A 17,466-nucleotide genomic window follows, 5' to 3' on the forward strand; every position below is an offset into this window, starting at 1 on the left:
GCGGTCCGCTCAACTCATCACGATGTTCGGGGCCTTGCGGGCGCCGCGCTGGTTGGCGGTGAGCTGCTTCCACATGCGGCCGGCGATGTTCTTGTAGGCCTGGGCGTGGGGGCTGTCGGGTTTGGACACGACGATGGGATTGCCGCTGTCGGACGTCGTGCGGATATCGAGATGCAGCGGGACTTCGCCCAGGAACGGGACGCCCAGCTTGTCGGCTTCCTCACGGGCACCGCCATGACCGAAGATCTCGGAGCGCTCGCCGCACTTGGGGCAGAGGAAGTAGCTCATGTTCTCGACGATGCCGAGCACCGGCACCGCGACCTTGCGGAACATGTTGAGACCCTTGCGGGCATCGACCAGCGCGATGTCCTGCGGCGTCGAGACGATGACGGCGCCGGCCAGCGCCACGCGCTGGGCCAGCGTGAGCTGGGCATCGCCGGTGCCCGGCGGCATGTCGACCACCAGCACGTCGAGCTCGCCCCAGGTCACGTCGCGCAGCATCTGCTCCAGCGCGCTCGACACCATGGGGCCGCGCCAGATCATCGGCGTGTCCTCGTTCACGATGTAGCCGATCGACATGGTCTTGAGGCCGAAGCGCTCGATCGGCTTCAGCATCTTGCCGTCGGCCGATTCCGGCTTCTCGGTCACGCCCAGCATGCGCGGCATCGAGGGGCCGTAGATGTCGGCGTCGAGCAGGCCGGTCGAGATCCCGTTGGCGGCGAGGCCCAGCGCCAGGTTGACGGCGGTGGTCGACTTGCCGACGCCGCCTTTTCCTGAGGCCACGGCGATGATGTGCTTCACGCCCGGCACGTCGATGCGGCCGCCGCCGCCCGTCGTCTTGGCGGCGGGGGCGCCATGGCTGTGGCCGTGATGGCCGCCCGGTGCGGGAGGCGGAGGGGGCGCCGCACGTTCCGACGTCATGACCGCGGTGGCGGAGAGCACGCCCGGGATCGCGCGCAGCGCCTGTTCGCAGGCCTGGCGCAGGGGCTCCAGCGCGGTGCCGCGGGCCGGATCGACGTCGAGGGTGATCGCGACATGGCCGGCGCGGGTGGCGATACCGCTCACCATGCCCAGCGCAGTGACGCTACGTCCGGTCGACGGATCGATGACGGTATCGAGAACCTTCCGGATGGCCGATTCGCTTATTTCCGCCATGTTCTACTGCTTCCGCTGCGGCGCAATTTCGCGTCCGCCGCTTGATTGAATGGGTGCCTGCCGTCACATATATGCAGCGCGGCAGGAAATCAAAAGCGACAACGCGCCGACGCGCGGCAGACAGGGGCCCTGAGGTGAACGATGGCGTGGAATAACAACGGCGGCGGCGGCCCTTGGGGCGGCGGCGGCAGTGGTGGCGGTGGCGGCGGCGGTCCCTGGGGCGGCGGCGGTGGTGGCGGCAATCGCCCGGGCGGCGGTGGCGGTGGCCCGTTCGGGTCGCGGCGCCCGCCCGACATGGAAGACGTCATTCGCAAGGGCCAGGAGCGGCTCAAGAACCTCATTCCCGGTGGCTTCGGCACCTACAAGGGCATCGCCCTCATCGTCCTGGTCGCCGTCCTGATCTGGCTGGGCACCGGCCTGTTCCGCGTGCAGCCCAACCAGGAAGCCATCCAGCTCGTGTTCGGCAAGCCCTACGGCAAGCCCGTCGAGCCCGGTCTCCACTACAATCTGCCGGCTCCGATCGGCAACGTCGTGGTCGTGAACGTGCAGGACCAGCGCCGCACCGTCATCGGCTCGCGCGGCAACCAGGTCTCCACGCCCTACAGCCGTGGCCCCCGTCCGACCTCGACCGAGAACCTGATGCTGACCGGCGACGAGAACATCGTCGACATCGAGTTCGCGGTGCTCTGGCAGATCAAGGACGTCTTCAAGTACGCATTCGACGTGCGCAATCCCGAGGAGAACGTGCGGGCCGGCGCCGAAGCCGCGATGCGCGAGATCATCGGCAAGTCGAACCTCCAATATGCCCAGACCGAGGGCCGCAGCCGCATCGAGCAGGACACCAAGGACCTGCTGCAGCGCATCCTCGACGAATACGGGCTGGGCGTCCGCATCTCGCAGATCCAGCTTCTGCGCGTGGACCCGCCGCAGGAAGTCATCGCGGCCTTCCGCGACGTCCAGGCGGCGCGTGCCGACAAGGAAAAGCTGATCAACGAAGGCAACACCTACCGCAACCAGCAGCTCCCGCGGGCCAAGGGTGAAGCCGAATCGATCGTGCAGCGCTCCGAGGCCTACAAGGCCGAGATCATCGCTCGCGCGAGCGGCGATGCGCAGCGCTTCGACCAGGTCTACGAACAGTGGGCCAAGGCCAAGGACATCACCACCGAGCGTCTCTATCTCGACACGATGGAAGAGGTCCTGCGCAACGTGAACAAGGTGCTGGTCGACAAGGGCACCACCAACAACGGCGGCGTCCTGCCTTATCTGCCGCTGCCTGAGCTGCGCTCGGGCCAGACGCCGGGGGCGGGGCCGCAGCCTCCGCGTGCCCCCCAGCCGCTGCCGGGAGCCACGCGATGAGCAACCGTTCCATCATCGCGCTGGTCCTGCTCGCGATCGTCGGCTTCCTGCTGACGCAGACCTTCTACACCGTCGACCCGACCAAGCAGGTCCTGGTCCGCCAGTTCGGCGCCATCGTCGGCGAGCCCAAGACCCAGCCGGGTCTCTACGCCAAGGTCCCGGTGTTCCAGGACATCCAGCGGATCGACCGCCGGCTGCTCGACTACGAAGCCGAGGAGTTCGAGATCATCGCGGGCGACCAGAAGCGCCTCGTGGTCGATGCCTATGCCCGCTACAAGATCGTCGCGGCCAAGCGCTATGCCCAGACCGTGCCGGGCGGCGAGACCACCCTGCGCGGCCTCCTCGACTCGCTGATCAACTCGGAAATCCGCGGCGTCCTGTCGTCGGTACCGCTGCATGCGGTGCTGACCGACCAGCGCGCCAACCTGATGGACGAGATCACCAAGCGGGTGAACGTCAAGACGATGGAGCTGGGCGTCGAGACGGTGGATGTCCGCATCAAGCGTGCAGACCTGCCGCAAGCCAACTCCCAGTCGGTCTACAACCGCATGAAGACCGACCGCGAGCGCGAGGCCGGCCAGCTTCGCGCCGAGGGCGACGAGGAGAATGCCCGCATCAAGGCGACGGCCGACCGTGAAGTCGCGGTCATCAAGGCCGATGCCGGCCTGAAGGGCCAGATCCTGCGAGGCGAGGCGGATGCCGCGGCGACCGAGATCTACGCCAAGGCGTTCAGCAAGGATAAGGACTTCTACGCCTTCTACCGGCGCATGGAGGCCTACAAGCAGGCGTTCGGCTCGGGCGGCTCGACCATGCTGCTCAGCCCCGACAACGACTTCTTCCGCTTCTTCAACGACCCGTCGGGCATGGCCGCACCGAAGAAGTAGCACCGGCAAGAACCGTACCGGACCGGCGGCTGTGGCACTCCTGCCACGCCGCCGGTTTCTTTTTGGGGATACCCGGAAAACCCAGCAAAACCGGGCGTGATAACGACCTCTTTATTTGCGCCACAATCGGCCCTCACGTAGAGAGTAACTCTAACGCGCGGCGCCGGCCGTACCGACCGTTTGGCCTTGAGCGCCGTTGGAGGTCGGTCGTGATTCTAGCTGATTTTCAGGGCTATTTCAGAGGTGCCGCTCTCGCGGCCATCGCGTCTATCGGTCTCGTGGCGACCGAGCCCGCCTGGGCCCGACAGCCGACCGAGAGCTTCGCCGAGCTGGTCGACAAGCTGATGCCGACCGTCGTCAACATCACGACCACGCAGAACGTGCCCCAGCAGGGCCCGCGCATGCGCGACATGCCCCAGCTTCCGCCGGGTTCGCCCTTCGAGGAACTCTTCAAGGACTTCTTCGACAAGAAGGGCGGCGAGGAGCAGCAGAAGCGTCGCGGCACCTCGCTGGGCTCCGGGTTCGTGATCGATGGCGAAGGCTACATCGTCACCAACAACCATGTGATCCAGGGCGCCGAGGACATCACGGTCATCTTCCGTGACGACACCCAGCTCAAGGCCAAGCTGGTCGGCTCCGACAGCCGCATCGACCTGGCCGTGCTCAAGGTCGAGCCGCCGAACAAGAAGCCGCTGCCGGCGGTGAAGTGGGGCGACTCCGACAAGTCGCGCGTCGGCGACTGGGTGATCGCGATCGGCAATCCGTTCGGCATGGGCCATTCGGTGACCGCCGGCATCATCTCGGCGCGCGGCCGTTCGCTGAACGACTCGCTCGACGACTACCTGCAGACCGACGCGGCCATCAACAAGGGCAACTCGGGCGGTCCGCTGTTCAATACCGACGGCGAGGTGATCGGCGTCAACACCGCGATCTACTCGCCCTCCGGCACCAATGCGGGTCTCGCTTTCTCGATCCCGTCGAACCTCGTGAAGCAGGTCGCCGACCAGCTGCGCGAGTTCGGCAAGGTCAAGCGCGGCTGGATCGGCGTCAGCTACCAGAGCGTCACCGACGACATCGCCGACTCGTTCGGCCTCGATCGTGCGCGCGGCGTGCTGGTGGCCAACGTCACGGCCGATGGCCCGGCCGCCAAGGCGGGCCTGAAGCGCAACGACATCATCATCTCGTTCGGCGGACAGGACGTTCTCGACCTGCGCCGCTTCCCGAGGGTGGTGGCCAACGCCCGCGTCGGCAGCACCGTCGACGTCATCGTCTGGCGCGGCGGCAAGGAAGTGCCCTTGAAGCTGCGGGTCGGCGAGCAGGAAGAGGCCGAGAAGCAGAACACCTCGGCGGCCGGCCCGAAGAAGCCGGCCGAACCCGACCAGCCGGTGACCTCGACCATCGAGGGCCTCGGCCTGACCCTGCAGAAGGTCACCGACCAGCTGCGCGAGCGCTATGGCCTCTCGGACCAGGTGAAGGGCGTGATCGTCACCAAGGTGGCGCCCAACAGCCCGGCTGCCGAGAAGCAGCTCCAGGCCGGCGACGTCATCCTCGAGGTCGACCAGAAGCCGGTGACGACGCCGCAGGAGGTCACCGATCTCGTGACCAAGTTGCAGCAGCAGAAGAAGCGCTCGGTGCTGCTGTTCGTGGAACGCCAGGGCGATCCCCGCTTCGCCGCGCTCAGGCTGCAGAAGTAGGCTTCGAACTCATCAAATGGAAAAGGCCGCGCACCGCGCGGCCTTTTTGCTTTCCTGCTTTTCTCCTCCCCCGTCATACGGGGGAGGCCGGGTGGGGGGAGAGCAACGCCATGATGTTGTTTCTAAAGAGGGTTATTCGCCGCTGCGAACAACATATACCCCCGTGGAGATGGATCGGTCGGCGGGTCCCCGGGGAATGCTGTGCCTTCGATAAAATGAGTGTTTGGCCGGAAAAGAGTTCGCCATGAGCTCCCGGAGAGTATGCGTTTTGAGAGCCCCCTCCCGTTCAAGACGGAGACAAAGGATTCCCTATAGAGTTGGTCACTATTGGGGAGACTGGTCGTCTGGCTACCCGGGCCATAAAATGATGGCGGCTATGCATGCACCGATGTGGACCTTATCGATCTACTCACGTGGTTGGATGGCTTGGCCTCGAGTGCAGCTGATAGTGCCGCGATCCATGACGCCTTTAGAGAAAATCATCCAAGACATCTGGAGAGCGCTTGATGTGCAGCTCTATTATCCCGCCCTCTCTGTTGCTCTGAGCCTCCCTGAGATTTGCTGTGGCTTGGCACTCACAGACCAAGAAACGATCGGTGAAGGCCGATACGTAAGATTCATAGAGGAATATGCAAACCTTGAGGATTTAGGCGTTACTCCTTTGGAGTGCTATCGCCTGCGTTGCGGAATGCTTCATCGAGGCAATGCCGCGGGGCATAGGTCGATAACTATCGACTATGTTCTATTTTATCCACGAGAAGCCGGCGCCTCGGTTCATGGTGGCGCCATCAGGCTCGGCGATACAGAAATTAAGAACATCGACTTGGACAGATTCTGTCGGGGCATAGAGGCTGCTGCTATGCGCTGGCTTGCCAAAAATGCAAATGATCCCGTCGTCGCCGGTAACATGCTGAGATTATTTCAAATGCATGTCGGCGGCTGGACGGCGCCTGGGGGCGGTTTAGTGATGATGTCTGGCGGGCTCGTCTTGGCGAGCGGTTGAATCTAGGACGCCGAAAGCGGCGCGATTGGACGTTTAAAGCCGATTTCTGGCCCTCTCGAGCCACCTCCCCCGTATGACGGGGGAGGGCCGATGACAGTCAGACCTTCACCACCAGCTTGCCGAAGTTCTCGCCCTTGAGCAGGCCCATGAAGGCCTCGGGCGCCTTGGCCAGCCCATCGATCACGGTCTCGCGGCTCTTGAGCTTGCCTGACGCGACCAGCGCGCCGACCTCGTTCACGAAGTCGCCCATCAGGGCCGCGTGATCGGAGACGATGAAGCCCTGCAGGGTGAGGCGGCGCTGGACGATGGTGAACATCTTCTCGGGGCCCGCGATCGGCGTCGCGTCCTGGTACTCCGAGATGGCGCCGCAGAAGGCGACCCGGCCGAAATTGTTCAGGCGCGCGAAGACGGCGTGGAAGATCTTGCCGCCGACATTCTCGAAATCGGCGTCGATGCCCTTGGGGCAGAGCTTGTCGAGCACCGCGCCGACATCGCGCTCGGTCTTGTGGTTGAAGCAGGCGTCGTAGCCCGCCTCGCGGACCGCCCACTGGCACTTCTGCTCGTCGCCGGCGCAGCCCACGACATGCGCGCCCGCGAGCTTGGCGAGCTGGCCCGCCACCTGGCCGACCGCGCCGGTCGCGGCCGAGACGAACACGGTCTCGCCTGCCTTGGGCTTGCAGATGTGCTTGATGCCGTACCAGGCGGTGAAGCTCGGCATGCCCAGCACGCCAAGGTAGGCCGACAGGGGAATGCCGGCCGGGTCGATCTTGCGCAGGCCCTTGCCGTCATGGACCGTGTGGGTGGCCCAGTTCAGCATGCCCATCACGATGTCGCCCTTGGCGTAGCGCGGGTTCTTCGACTCGACGACCTCGCCGATCGAGCCACCGGTCAGCGGCTTGTCGAGCTCGAAGGGCGGCGTGTAGGAGCGCAGCTCGGTCATGCGCGGCCGCATGTAGGGATCGAGCGACAGGAAACGCTGCGCCACCAGGATCTGGCCGTCGGCGAGCGCGGGCAGGGCCACCGTCTCGGCGCGGAAGCAATCGGCGGTGACGTCGCCCTCGGGGCGCTTCGCAAGGACGATCTGCTGGGTGTCGGTCATGGGTCTTTCCTTTGTTCGAAGTCGGTGCGGCGATAGCCCTGCAGGTAGAGCAGGGCCGTGAGATCGCCATGGTCGATGCGCGCGGGCACCTGAGCGGCCACCGCGGGCTTGGCATGGAAGGCGACGCCGAGGCCGGCGGCCTGCAGCATCGGCAAATCGTTGGCGCCGTCGCCCACGCTCACCGCGTCGCTTTCGGTGAGGCCGCGTTCACCCGCCAGGCGCCGCAAGGTCGTGAGCTTGGCTTCCTTGCCCAGGATCGGATGGGCAACCGTGCCGGCCAGCGAGGCGCCGTCATGCTCCAGCACGTTGGCGGCAGCGAGATCGAAGCCCAGCGCCTTGCGCACCATCGCGGTGAAGTAGGTGAAGCCGCCGGAGACCAGCGCGCAGTACGCGCCGTGCTTCTTCATCGTGGCGATCAGGGTGGCGCCGCCCGGCATGTAGCGGATGCGCGTCGCGGCTTCGTCGAGCCGGCCGACCGGCAGGCCCTTCAGCAGGCCGACCCGCTCCTCGAGCGCACCGGCGAAATCGATCTCGCCGTTCATGGCGCGCGCCGTGATGCCGGCGATCTTTTCGCGCAGACCCAGAAAGTCGGCCAGCTCGTCCAGCATCTCGTTGTGGATCATGGTCGACTCCATGTCCGCGACGAGCAGCCGCTTGCGCCGGCCTTCGGCGGACAGCGCGACGGCGTCGATGCCGGGCAGGGTCACGGCAGTCGCCGGACCCTCGAACGGCAGGTCGCAGGCGATGCCCTTGTCGAGCCAGTCGGGCGTGCCGACAGTGGCGCCGGCGCTCTTCAGGGTTTCGGCGGCGGCGGCCACGGCCGCATCGGTCACGGCGGGGCGGGCGGGATCGGAGATCAGGACGAGGACGTTTTTCACGCCCCGGCTCTAGCGGCGGGGTCGCGGATTTGCAAACAGTGCGCCGGCTCATGGTTTCGCAGGCACAGCACCCCGTCATCGTCGTCACCGGACCGACCGCCAGCGGCAAGTCGGCGCTGGCGCTCGCGCTCGCCGAACGTCGCGGCGGCACGGTGATCAACGCCGACGCGATGCAGACCTACGACGCCTTCCCGATCCTGACGGCGCAGCCGACCGCGGAGGAGCAGGCGCGGGCGCCTCACGCGCTCTACGGTGTGCTGCCGCTCAGCGAGACCGTGTCGGCGGCGCGCTGGCGCACACTCGCCACCGCAGAGATCGAGCGGGCGCTCGGCGGGGGCCGGGTGCCCATCCTGTGCGGCGGCTCGGGCCTCTACATCCGGACCCTGATGCAGGGGATCGCGACCATCCCCGATGCGCCGGCCGGCCTGCGCGAGCAAACGAACGCCGATTGGGCCGCCCTGGGGCCCGAGGCGTTCAGGGCGCGGCTGGCGGTCCACGATCCCGCGATCGTCCTCAGGTTGAAGCCCGGCGACCGCCAGCGCCATGTCAGGGCCTGGGAGGTCTGGCAGGCCACGGGCCGGCCGCTCAGCGACTGGCAGCAGGGCGAGGCCTCGGCGGCGCCCTGGCGATTCGCAACGGTGCTGCTGGCGCCCGACCGGGCCTGGCTGCGCGAGCGGATCGAGCGACGGTTCGACGTCATGCTGGGGCAGGGCGTCGTGGCGGAGGCCCGTGCGGTCTTCGACCGGCAGCCCGACGCGGCCTGGCCGGGCCTGAAAGCCCATGGGGCGCCCGAGCTGTTCCGGCATTTCCGCAACGAAATGTCCCTCGCGGAGGTCCGGCGGGTCGCCATCGACCATACCCGCCAATATGCCAAGCGCCAGATGACGTGGTTTCGGCACCAGATGACACCAGATCTGGTGGTGGAGGGGAGCCCTGATCAAGCTTTAGGCGCTGCTGAGAAATATTTGGACAATCTGGAGGTCTGAAACTTTGCGTTTCGATCTTTTTCGGTTGACCGCCCAAGACCCCGCCACTATGTTCCGCCGCGCCGCAAAACCCCCGTTTTGCGGCACATTTGTCATGAAGGAGATCGCTGTGTTGAAGCCCGAGGAGTCCGCCACGACTGGCGCCGATCTGTTGGTGAAAGCCCTGATCGACGAGGAAGTCGAGGTCGTCTTCGGCTATCCCGGCGGCGCTGTCCTTCCGATCTACGATTCGCTCTTCAAGCAGAACCGGCTGCGCCACATCCTGGTGCGCCACGAGCAGGCGGCCGTGCATGCGGCCGAAGGCTACGCCCGCTCGACCGGCAAGGTCGGCGTGGTGCTGGTGACCTCCGGCCCCGGCGCGACCAATGCCGTGACCGGCCTCACCGACGCGCTGATGGATTCGATTCCGATCGTCTGCCTGACCGGCCAGGTGCCGACCCACCTGATCGGCAACGACGCCTTCCAGGAAGCCGACACGACCGGCATCACGCGCCCCTGCACGAAGCATAACTACCTGGTGAAGTCGGTGGGCGATCTCGCCCGCTCGGTCCACGAGGCCTTCTACGTGGCGCGCTCCGGCCGTCCGGGCCCGGTCGTCATCGACCTGCCCAAGGACGTGCTGATGAACAAGCACGAGTACGCGCCGCCGCCGAAGGTCGCGGTGACGCACAAGAGCTACCGGCCGCAGACCCAGCCCGATCCGAAGAAGATCGAGCAGGCGATCGAGATGATCGCCAATGCCAAGCGCCCGGTGTTCTACGCCGGCGGCGGCATCATCAATGCCGGCCCCAAGGCCTCGAAGCTGCTGACGCAGTTCGTGCATCTCACGGGCTATCCGGTCACCAACACGCTGATGGGCCTCGGCGCCTTCCCGGCGTCGGACAAGCAGTTCCTCGGCATGCTGGGCATGCACGGCACCTACGAAGCCAACCTGGCGATGCACGGCTGCGACGTGATGATCAACATCGGCGCGCGCTTCGACGATCGCATCACCGGCAACCTGTCGAAGTTCTCGCCGGGCTCGAAGAAGATCCACGTCGACATCGATCCGTCGTCGATCAACAAGAACGTCCGCGTCGACCTGCCGATCGTGGGCGACGCCGGCATCGTGCTGGAAGAGCTGATCAAGGTCTGGAAGGCCAAGCAGCCGAAGGTCGACCAGAAGGCGCTGAAGGCGTGGTGGGCCGAGATCGATACCTGGCGCGCGCGCAACTGCCTCGCCTACAAGCCGAACAAGCAGGTGATCAAGCCGCAATACGCGCTCGAGCGGCTCTATCACCACATCAAGGACAAGGACCACTACATCACCACCGAAGTGGGCCAGCACCAGATGTGGGCGGCGCAGTTCCTGAAGTTCGAGCAGCCCAACCGCTGGATGACCTCGGGTGGCCTCGGCACGATGGGCTACGGCTTCCCGGCGGCGCTGGGCGTGCAGATCGCCCATCCCGAGGCGCTGGTCATCGACGTGGCCGGCGAAGCCTCGATCCTGATGAACATCCAGGAGCTCTCGACGGCGGCGCAGTATCGCCTGCCGGTGAAGATCTTCGTGTTGAACAACCACTACATGGGCATGGTCCGTCAGTGGCAGGAACTGCTGCACGGCGGCCGTTACTCGGAGAGCTATTCGGAATCGCTGCCCGATTTCGTGAAGGTCGCCGAGGCGTTCGGCGCCAAGGGCCTGCGCTGCGACGATCCGGCCAAGCTCGACGATACGATCAAGGAGATGATCGACCTCAAGCATCCGGTCATCGTCGACGTCATCGTCGACGAGAAGGAGAACTGCTTCCCGATGATCCCGTCGGGGGCGGCGCATAACGAGATGCTGCTGGGTCCGGACGACAAGCAGTCGGCGAAGGTGTCGGAAGAAGGCATGGTGCTGGTGTGAGCAAGGATACGATCGTCGCCCATACCATCTCCGTGCTGGTGGCCAACGAGCCGGGCATTCTCGCGCGCGTGGTCGGCCTCTTCTCGGGCCGCGGCTACAACATCGAGAGCCTGACCGTCGCGGAGACCAACGCGAAGGAAAGCCAGTCGCGCATCACCATCGTGACCAAGGGCACGCCGATGATCATCGAGCAGATCAAGGCGCAGCTCGACCGTCTCGTGCCGGTCTATCGCGTGCGCGACCTCACGGTCGAAGGCCCGCACATCGAGCGCGAGCTGGCGCTGGTGAAGGTGAAGGGCGTCGGCGAGAAGCGCGTCGAGGCGCTGCGCCTGGCCGACGTGTTCCGCGCCAAGGTGATCGACGCCAAGTCCGATTCCTTCGTCTTCGAAGTCACCGGCAACAGCGACAAGGTCCAGACCTTCATCGGCCTGATGGAGACGCTGGGCCTGGTCGATGTCGGCCGCACCGGCATCGTCGCCATGTCGCGCGGCGGCGAGGCTCTTTAAGCGCCTCGTTCGCCTTCTCCCGGACCGCGGGCCTCCAGGCCCGCTCATGAGGCGGGCCTGGAGGCCCGCGGTCCGGAGCATGAAGTATCAGTAGTTCGACAGGCCCTTGATTGAGGCAACGCGGCCCTCGATCTCGGCGAGGTTGGCCGGCGTCTTGTCGATCACGAACAGCGCCTGGCTGCGGCCGTTCATTTGAAGCGGGTCGCCGCCCTCGCGCTGCTGCATCTCGAGGAAGAACGTGCCGGCCGGGCGGCAGGTCGGGGTGGCGCTCAGGCCGCCGAAATTGATGCCGAGATAGCGCAGGCAGACCTGGGTGATCTGCTGGCCGCTCGAATCGCTGGTGTTCTGGACCATCCACTGGCCCTGGAAGATGCGGCGCTGGCCGACCAGCCAGACGAAGTCCCGTCCGTCCGCCGTCGAATAGTGGATCTGGGCCGGGCCATTGGTGCGGGTCCACAGCCAGGTGTGGTTGCCCATCGCGCGCGCGGCGCCGTGCAGGGTCGAATTCTCTTCGGCGTAGTTGATCCCCGGCATGGCGACCGCCGGCCCGGTCGGCGCGTCGGACGGCTGGGAGCAGGCGGCCAGCGCGAGTGCTGCGAAGGAGGCGGCAATGACGGAGCGAAGGGACATCAGGAAGCTTTCCTCTGGGAGCCTTGGGCGGGAGCGACTACCCCATACCATATGTAGAATCGGGGTCCGCTGGCGAGGGGTGTGTACGGGCGCCACGCAGGGCGACCATGCATTGAAGCAGCAATCGAGGCTGGTTTTTGCGAGCCGGTTTGTCTACTAACCCCCGTTGTTTGCAAGAAGTGCAGCTGCCAGGAGGAATGGCCCCAATGCGTGTCTACTACGATCGTGATGCCGATGTGAACCTGATCAAGGGCAAGAAGGTCCTTGTCGTCGGTTACGGCAGCCAGGGCCATGCCCACGCCATGAACCTCCGCGATTCCGGCGTGAAGGACGTTCGTATTGCGCTGAAGCCCGGCTCGGCCACGATCAAGAAGGCCGAGGGCGCCGGCTTCACCGTGATGAGCCCGGCCGATGGCGCCAAGTGGGCCGACATCGTGATGATGCTGACCCCGGACGAGCTGCAGTCGGACATCTACAACGCCGACCTCGCGCCGAACATGAAGCAGGGCGCGGCCCTCGCCTTCGCGCACGGCCTCAACGTCCACTTCAACCTGCTGACGCCGCGTTCGGACCTCGACGTGTTCATGATCGCGCCGAAGGGCCCGGGCCACACCGTGCGCTCCGAGTACCAGCGTGGCGGCGGCGTGCCCTGCCTCGTGGCGGTGGCGCAGAACCCCTCGGGCAACGCGCTCGAGATCGCGCTCAGCTACTCGTCGGCGGTGGGCGGCGGTCGCGCCGGCACCATCGAGACCTCGTTCAAGGAAGAGTGCGAGACCGACCTGTTCGGCGAGCAGGTCGTCCTGTGCGGCGGCCTCGTCGAGCTGATCAAGGCCGGCTACGAGACGCTGGTCGAGGCGGGCTACGCGCCGGAGATGGCGTACTTCGAGTGCCTGCACGAAGTGAAGCTGATCGTCGACCTCATCTTCGAGGGCGGCATCGCCAACATGAACTACTCGATCTCCAACACCGCCGAGTACGGCGAGTACAAGACCGGCCCGCGCATCGTGACCGCCGAGACCAAGGCCGAGATGAAGCGCGTTCTCGACGACATCCAGTCGGGCCGCTTCGCCCGCGACTGGATGCTGGAGAACAAGGTCAACCAGGCGTCCTTCAAGGCCACTCGCAAGCGCATGGCGGAGCACCCGATCGAAGAGATCGGCGAGAAGCTCCGCGCGATGATGCCGTGGATCAAGGAGAAGGCTTTGGTGGACAAGGCCAAGAACTAAAGCGCTTGTCGCTAAATGGAAACGGGCCCCACTGGGGCCCGTTTTTGTTTGTGTCGACGTTCAACCACCAACCTCATCCTGAGGAGCGCTCCGCAGGAGCGCGTCTCGATGCTCCTCAGGATGAGGTGGTGCCTTAAATTATATACCCACCACCCGACGCATCGAGCATCGCGCCGGTGATGAACGACGACTCGTCCGACAAGAGCCACAGCACCGCCTCGGCGATCTCGGCCGACTTGCCGACCCGGCCCATCGGGATCGACGCCTCGATGCCGGCGCGGAACGCGGGTTCCTTCAATCGGCCCTCGGTCATCTCCGTCAGCACCATGCCGGGGCGCAGGGAGTTCACGCGGATGCCCTCGGCCGCGACCTCGCGGGCGAAGCCCTTGGTGAAGGCGTCGACCGCGCCCTTGCTGGCGGCATAGGCCGAGGAGCCCAGCCGTCCACCAAGCGTCGCCGCCATCGACGAGACGTTGACGATCGCACCGCCCTTGCCGCCGCGCCGCGTCGACATGCGCTTGGCCGCCTCGCGGCAGCACAGCATCAGCCCGGTGACGTTGGTGGCGAAGAGGTTGGCCAACACCGCCGCGTCGTATTCGTCGACCCGGCCGCGACGGCCGTTGGTGCCGGCGCTGTTCACCAGATGGGTGATCGGCCCCAGCGTCTTCTCGGTTTCCGCGAACAGCCGCACGATGTCGGCTTCGCTCGCCATGTCGCCTTGCAGGGCGATCGCCTTGCCGCCCTTGGCCTCGATGTCGGCGACCACGGCCTTGGCCTGCGTGTCGCGCGTCCGGTAGTTGATCGCGATGTTGTAGCCGCGCGTCGCGGCCTGGCGGGCGGTCTGGGCGCCGATGCCCGAGGCGCCGCCGGTGATCAGGAGGGTCTTGCTCATGGCCCGATGATATCGCTCACGACGTCGTCCGTAAGGAAAAGATTCCGCTCACAGTGCTTTGCCGTAGGCCGCCATGCCCTGGTTCTTGACGATGGCGGTGAAGGCGCGTGCGTCGGCCTCCGGCACTTTGAAACGAGCCATCGTTCCGGTGACGCGCTCCGTCATGGCCTTCAGGACCGAATCCGACTTCTTCGCCATCGGCGGCATGCTGGAATAGAAGGAAGCGGCTGCCTGCGAGACGATGATGTCCTGCGCCATGCAGGCCTCCAGTTGAGGCGTCAGCGCGGTGGCGCGCGCGAGTTCCCGCCGGTAGCAATCGTCGATCGCCGCGAACGCACCCTCGGAGCCGCTCTTCTTCTGGATGGCCGCGATCTCCGTTGCCGCCTTTTCGACATTGCGGACGCGATCGGTCGTGCCTGTCTGCGCCGAGGCGCCTGTACCGAGAAAGACCAGGAGGAGGGATAGCGCGGCACCGGCCCGCGGCATCGCGCGGCGACTGAAAGCCATCATACCGTCTCCTCCCCAACAGCGTTTGCGCGAGTATAGTGTCGGGCAGAAACCGGAGGAAACGCCAATGAAAGCCGCCGTTCTGTTCAAGCCCAACGAGCCGCTGCAGGTCGTGGAGTGCGAGCTCGATCCGCCCAAGGCACAGGAAGTGCGCGTGAAGATGAAGGCGTCGGGCGTCTGCCAGAGCGACTGGCACATCATGAACGGCGACTGGCCTTCACCGATGCCGATCGTGCCGGGCCACGAGGCGGCGGGCGAAATCCTCGAATGCGGGCCGGGCGTCACCACGGTGAAGCCGGGCGACCATGTGATCTTCTCGTTCCGCCCGCATTGTGGCCGCTGCCGCTACTGCACGCAGGGACGCACCGTTCTCTGCATCGGTCGTGCCTCGGTGCCGCCGGGCGCACAGCACGACGGCACCCTGCGGCTGAAGCACAAGGGCCAGGGCGTCAACCAGATGGCCCGCATCGGCACCTTCGCGGAAGAAGTCGTGGTGCCGGAAGAGATGGTGGTGCCGATCCGCAAGGACATGCCGTGGGCGCAGGCAGCGCTCGTCGGCTGCTGTGTGGCGACAGGCGTGGGGGCGGTGACGCGCCATGCCAAGATCGAGGCGGGCTCGACCGTGCTGGTGATCGGCTGCGGCGGCGTCGGCCTCAACGCCGTGCAGGGCGCCATGCTCTCGGGCGCCAGCAAGATCATCGCGGCCGACATCCTCGACAACAAGCTCGAGATGGCCAAGACCTTCGGCGCCACGCACACGATCAACACCGCGACCGACAACGATCCGGCCAAGAAGGTGAAGGAGATCACCGGCGGGTTGGGCGTCGACTATTCCTTCGACGCGGTCTCGATCGGCCCGACGCAGGCGCTGGCCTTCGATGCCCTGGCGCCGGGCGGCCACGGCGTCGCCGTCGGCATCGCTGCCGCGACGGCGCGCGCGCAGTATTCGCCGATGATGATGGTGTTCGGTGAGAAGACGATGAGCGGCACCTTCTACGGCTCGGTGCGGCCCGATCTCGATTTCCCGGTGCTGGTCGACCACTACATGAACAAGCGGCTGAACATCGACGGCCTGATCAGCCGCACCTACAGGCTCGACGAGATCAACGAAGGTTTTAAGCGCATGATGGCGGGCGAAGTCGCGCGCGGCGTCGTGGTGTTCGACTGATGTCGCCCTTCGAGATCCTGGGCCTCGTGGCCCTCGCTGCCGCCGGCGGTTACGCCTACTACCTGTACCGCCAGGACACGAAGCCGAAGTAGATGAGCAATCTCGACGAATTCGGCCTGACCGAAGAGCAGGTCCTGATCCGGCGCAATGTCGCGGAGCTTTTAGCCCGCGTGCTGCCGCCGGAAGACATCCGCAAGCTCGACGAGGAGTCGGCGTTTCCGCACGCGGCGTTCGATGCGCTGGCGCAGGCGGGCTACATGGCGCTGCCTTATGATCCGGCCTATGGCGGCATGGGCGGCAGCCGCAAGGATCTCGTCGTGCTGGTCGAGGCGCTGGCGCGTCACTACAGCGGCGCGTCTTCGCTCTATCTGCCGACCGTTGTCTATGGCGGCATGCATCTGCAGCTCACGGCGGGCGAGCATCTCAGGCGGCGTTATCTGCCGGAGATCTGCGCCGGCAAGCTGAAGTCGGCGTTCGCGCTGTCGGAACCCGACACCGGATCGGACGCGTCAGGCATCAAGACGCGCGCGGTGCGCGACGGCAACGGCTACCGGATCACGGGACAGAAGCTCTACATCAGCGCCGCTCACGTCGCCGATTATCTGATGGTGGTCGCCAAGACCGACAGCGAGGCGCGGCACAAGGGCGTGACGCTGTTCTGGGTCGATGCGCGCGCCGCCGGCCTTACGATGCAGCCGCTGCCGACGCTCGGCCGTCGCACCACGCACGCCAACGAGATCTTCTTCGACGGCGTGTTCGTGCCGGCCGATCATGTGATCGGCGAGGAGAATCGCGGCTGGTCCGGTTTGATGAAGGGGCTGAACCTCGAGCGGCTGTGTCTCACGGCGCAAGCCTGCGGCAACATGCATTTCGCCATCGAGTACGCCAAGCGCTTCGCGCAGGAGCGCATCCAGTTCGGCCAGCCGATCTCGAAGTTCCAGGCGATCCAGCACAAGTTCGCCGACATGCGCATCCTGCTGCGCACGACGCAGGCGCTGACCTATCGCCTGGCCGACATGCTCGATGCCGGCCTCGATCCCGTCGAGGAGACGGCGATCGCCAAGATCCAGGGCACCGATGGCGAATTCAAATGCGCCCATCTCGCCATGGAGATCATGGGTGGCGCCGGCTACACGATGGCGCACGACATCCAGCGCCTGTTCCGCGACGTGCGCGTGGGCTCGATCGGCGGCGGCACCAACGACATCCAGCGCAACACCATCGCCAAGATGATGGGCCTCTAGTGCGCAAGATCGGCGACGCGTCGTTCTTCCGCATCGTCGATCGCCTGCTCGATCCCGGCACCACGCGCGCGCTGAAGACCTCGTGGAGCATCGACGGCGTCGACTGGCAGCGCGAGCGCCACTTCTACGCCGGCGCGAGTCACGGCTTCACGGTCGAGGTGACAACGGGCCGCAAGAGCGGCGCGGCGCCCTGGGTGCTGATCGTCGTGAAGGAATACTGGCGGTCGGGGCGGGGCGAGGAGCTGAAGTCGCATCAATGGGCGCATATCGAGGTCGGCCGTCGCGCCGATGTCGTCGACTGGCTGGAGCGCCAGGAGCGCCGTCTGGCGAGCGCTTGAGGCGCTCCGCAGCGC

At 65.8% G+C, this 17,466-nt stretch carries 17 protein-coding genes; 11 read left to right on the top strand and 6 right to left on the bottom strand.

All coding sequences use genetic code 11. The features are described from left to right. Positions 1 to 9: 9 nt before the first annotated feature. On the bottom strand, positions 10 to 1,155 hold the full coding sequence (gene apbC / locus AC1RP5_RS06710) for an iron-sulfur cluster carrier protein ApbC (protein WP_493109841.1): 1,146 nt from the start codon (positions 1,153 to 1,155) through the stop codon (positions 10 to 12). A 141-nt stretch (positions 1,156 to 1,296) separates the two neighbouring features. On the opposite strand from apbC, the gene hflK reads away from it, so the two are divergent. From hflK to AC1RP5_RS06730, 4 genes are all read left to right on the top strand, one after another. Further along, complete coding sequence (hflK, locus tag AC1RP5_RS06715) at positions 1,297 to 2,511, top strand: FtsH protease activity modulator HflK (protein ID WP_493109842.1); 1,215 nt, start codon at positions 1,297 to 1,299, stop codon at positions 2,509 to 2,511. Next, entirely contained in the window at positions 2,508 to 3,395 is an 888-nt protein-coding gene (hflC, locus tag AC1RP5_RS06720; protein WP_493109843.1) for a protease modulator HflC, read from the top strand. Before hflK ends, hflC begins: the two co-directional genes overlap by 4 nt. A gap of 209 nt (positions 3,396 to 3,604) precedes the next feature. Further along, positions 3,605 to 5,089, top strand: a complete 1,485-nt coding sequence (locus tag AC1RP5_RS06725) for a DegQ family serine endoprotease (protein WP_493109844.1) — start codon at positions 3,605 to 3,607, stop codon at positions 5,087 to 5,089. 436 nt (positions 5,090 to 5,525) lie between these two features. Continuing rightward, the gene (locus tag AC1RP5_RS06730) at positions 5,526 to 6,092 is read left to right on the top strand and encodes a hypothetical protein (protein ID WP_493109845.1); all 567 of its coding nucleotides are present in this window, start codon (positions 5,526 to 5,528) and stop codon (positions 6,090 to 6,092) included. A 97-nt stretch (positions 6,093 to 6,189) separates the two neighbouring features. On the opposite strand, the gene AC1RP5_RS06735 is transcribed toward AC1RP5_RS06730, so the two are convergent. Next, entirely contained in the window at positions 6,190 to 7,191 is a 1,002-nt protein-coding gene (locus tag AC1RP5_RS06735) for an NADP-dependent oxidoreductase (RefSeq protein WP_493109846.1), read from the bottom strand. Beyond that, positions 7,188 to 8,069 (bottom strand): phosphoserine phosphatase SerB, encoded by an 882-nt coding sequence (serB, locus tag AC1RP5_RS06740; protein WP_493109847.1) that lies wholly within the window; start codon positions 8,067 to 8,069, stop codon positions 7,188 to 7,190. The genes AC1RP5_RS06735 and serB overlap by 4 nt, the downstream gene beginning before the upstream one ends. A 50-nt stretch (positions 8,070 to 8,119) precedes the next feature. On the opposite strand from serB, the gene miaA reads away from it, so the two are divergent. From miaA to ilvN, 3 genes are all read left to right on the top strand, one after another. Then, complete coding sequence (gene miaA / locus AC1RP5_RS06745; protein WP_493109848.1) at positions 8,120 to 9,055, top strand: tRNA (adenosine(37)-N6)-dimethylallyltransferase MiaA; 936 nt, start codon at positions 8,120 to 8,122, stop codon at positions 9,053 to 9,055. 94 nt (positions 9,056 to 9,149) lie between these two features. Beyond that, positions 9,150 to 10,940, top strand: a complete 1,791-nt coding sequence (locus AC1RP5_RS06750; RefSeq protein WP_493109849.1) for an acetolactate synthase 3 large subunit — start codon at positions 9,150 to 9,152, stop codon at positions 10,938 to 10,940. Continuing rightward, complete coding sequence (ilvN, locus tag AC1RP5_RS06755) at positions 10,937 to 11,446, top strand: acetolactate synthase small subunit (protein ID WP_493109850.1); 510 nt, start codon at positions 10,937 to 10,939, stop codon at positions 11,444 to 11,446. The genes AC1RP5_RS06750 and ilvN overlap by 4 nt, the downstream gene beginning before the upstream one ends. Positions 11,447 to 11,533: 87 nt before the next feature. Here ilvN and AC1RP5_RS06760 read toward each other — a convergent pair whose 3' ends face one another. After that, the gene (locus AC1RP5_RS06760) at positions 11,534 to 12,076 is read right to left on the bottom strand and encodes a hypothetical protein (RefSeq protein WP_493109851.1); all 543 of its coding nucleotides are present in this window, start codon (positions 12,074 to 12,076) and stop codon (positions 11,534 to 11,536) included. 206 nt (positions 12,077 to 12,282) lie between these two features. Here AC1RP5_RS06760 and ilvC point away from each other — a divergent pair, with 206 nt between their 5' ends. Beyond that, positions 12,283 to 13,302 (top strand): ketol-acid reductoisomerase, encoded by a 1,020-nt coding sequence (gene ilvC / locus AC1RP5_RS06765; protein WP_493109852.1) that lies wholly within the window; start codon positions 12,283 to 12,285, stop codon positions 13,300 to 13,302. A 133-nt stretch (positions 13,303 to 13,435) separates the two neighbouring features. On the opposite strand, the gene AC1RP5_RS06770 is transcribed toward ilvC, so the two are convergent. Next, a complete protein-coding gene (locus AC1RP5_RS06770; RefSeq protein WP_493109853.1) occupies positions 13,436 to 14,194 on the bottom strand; it encodes an SDR family oxidoreductase in 759 nt (252 codons plus the stop codon). A 48-nt stretch (positions 14,195 to 14,242) separates the two neighbouring features. Beyond that, positions 14,243 to 14,704, bottom strand: coding sequence for a hypothetical protein (locus tag AC1RP5_RS06775; RefSeq protein WP_493109854.1), 462 nt, complete (start codon positions 14,702 to 14,704; stop codon positions 14,243 to 14,245). A 64-nt stretch (positions 14,705 to 14,768) separates the two neighbouring features. On the opposite strand from AC1RP5_RS06775, the gene AC1RP5_RS06780 reads away from it, so the two are divergent. The 3 genes from AC1RP5_RS06780 to AC1RP5_RS06790 all read left to right on the top strand — a co-directional run bounded on the left by AC1RP5_RS06780 (position 14,769) and on the right by AC1RP5_RS06790 (position 17,451). Beyond that, positions 14,769 to 15,869 (top strand): Zn-dependent alcohol dehydrogenase, encoded by a 1,101-nt coding sequence (locus tag AC1RP5_RS06780; RefSeq protein ID WP_493109855.1) that lies wholly within the window; start codon positions 14,769 to 14,771, stop codon positions 15,867 to 15,869. A gap of 92 nt (positions 15,870 to 15,961) precedes the next feature. After that, on the top strand, positions 15,962 to 17,113 hold the full coding sequence (locus AC1RP5_RS06785) for an acyl-CoA dehydrogenase family protein (protein WP_493109856.1): 1,152 nt from the start codon (positions 15,962 to 15,964) through the stop codon (positions 17,111 to 17,113). Further along, positions 17,113 to 17,451 carry a hypothetical protein gene (locus AC1RP5_RS06790; protein ID WP_493109857.1) on the top strand — a complete coding sequence of 113 codons (339 nt, stop codon included), beginning with the start codon at positions 17,113 to 17,115 and terminating at the stop codon, positions 17,449 to 17,451. Before AC1RP5_RS06785 ends, AC1RP5_RS06790 begins: the two co-directional genes overlap by 1 nt. Positions 17,452 to 17,466 lie beyond the last annotated feature (15 nt).

The sequence above is a fragment of the Reyranella sp. GW821-FHT12G01 genome (assembly GCF_058806575.1).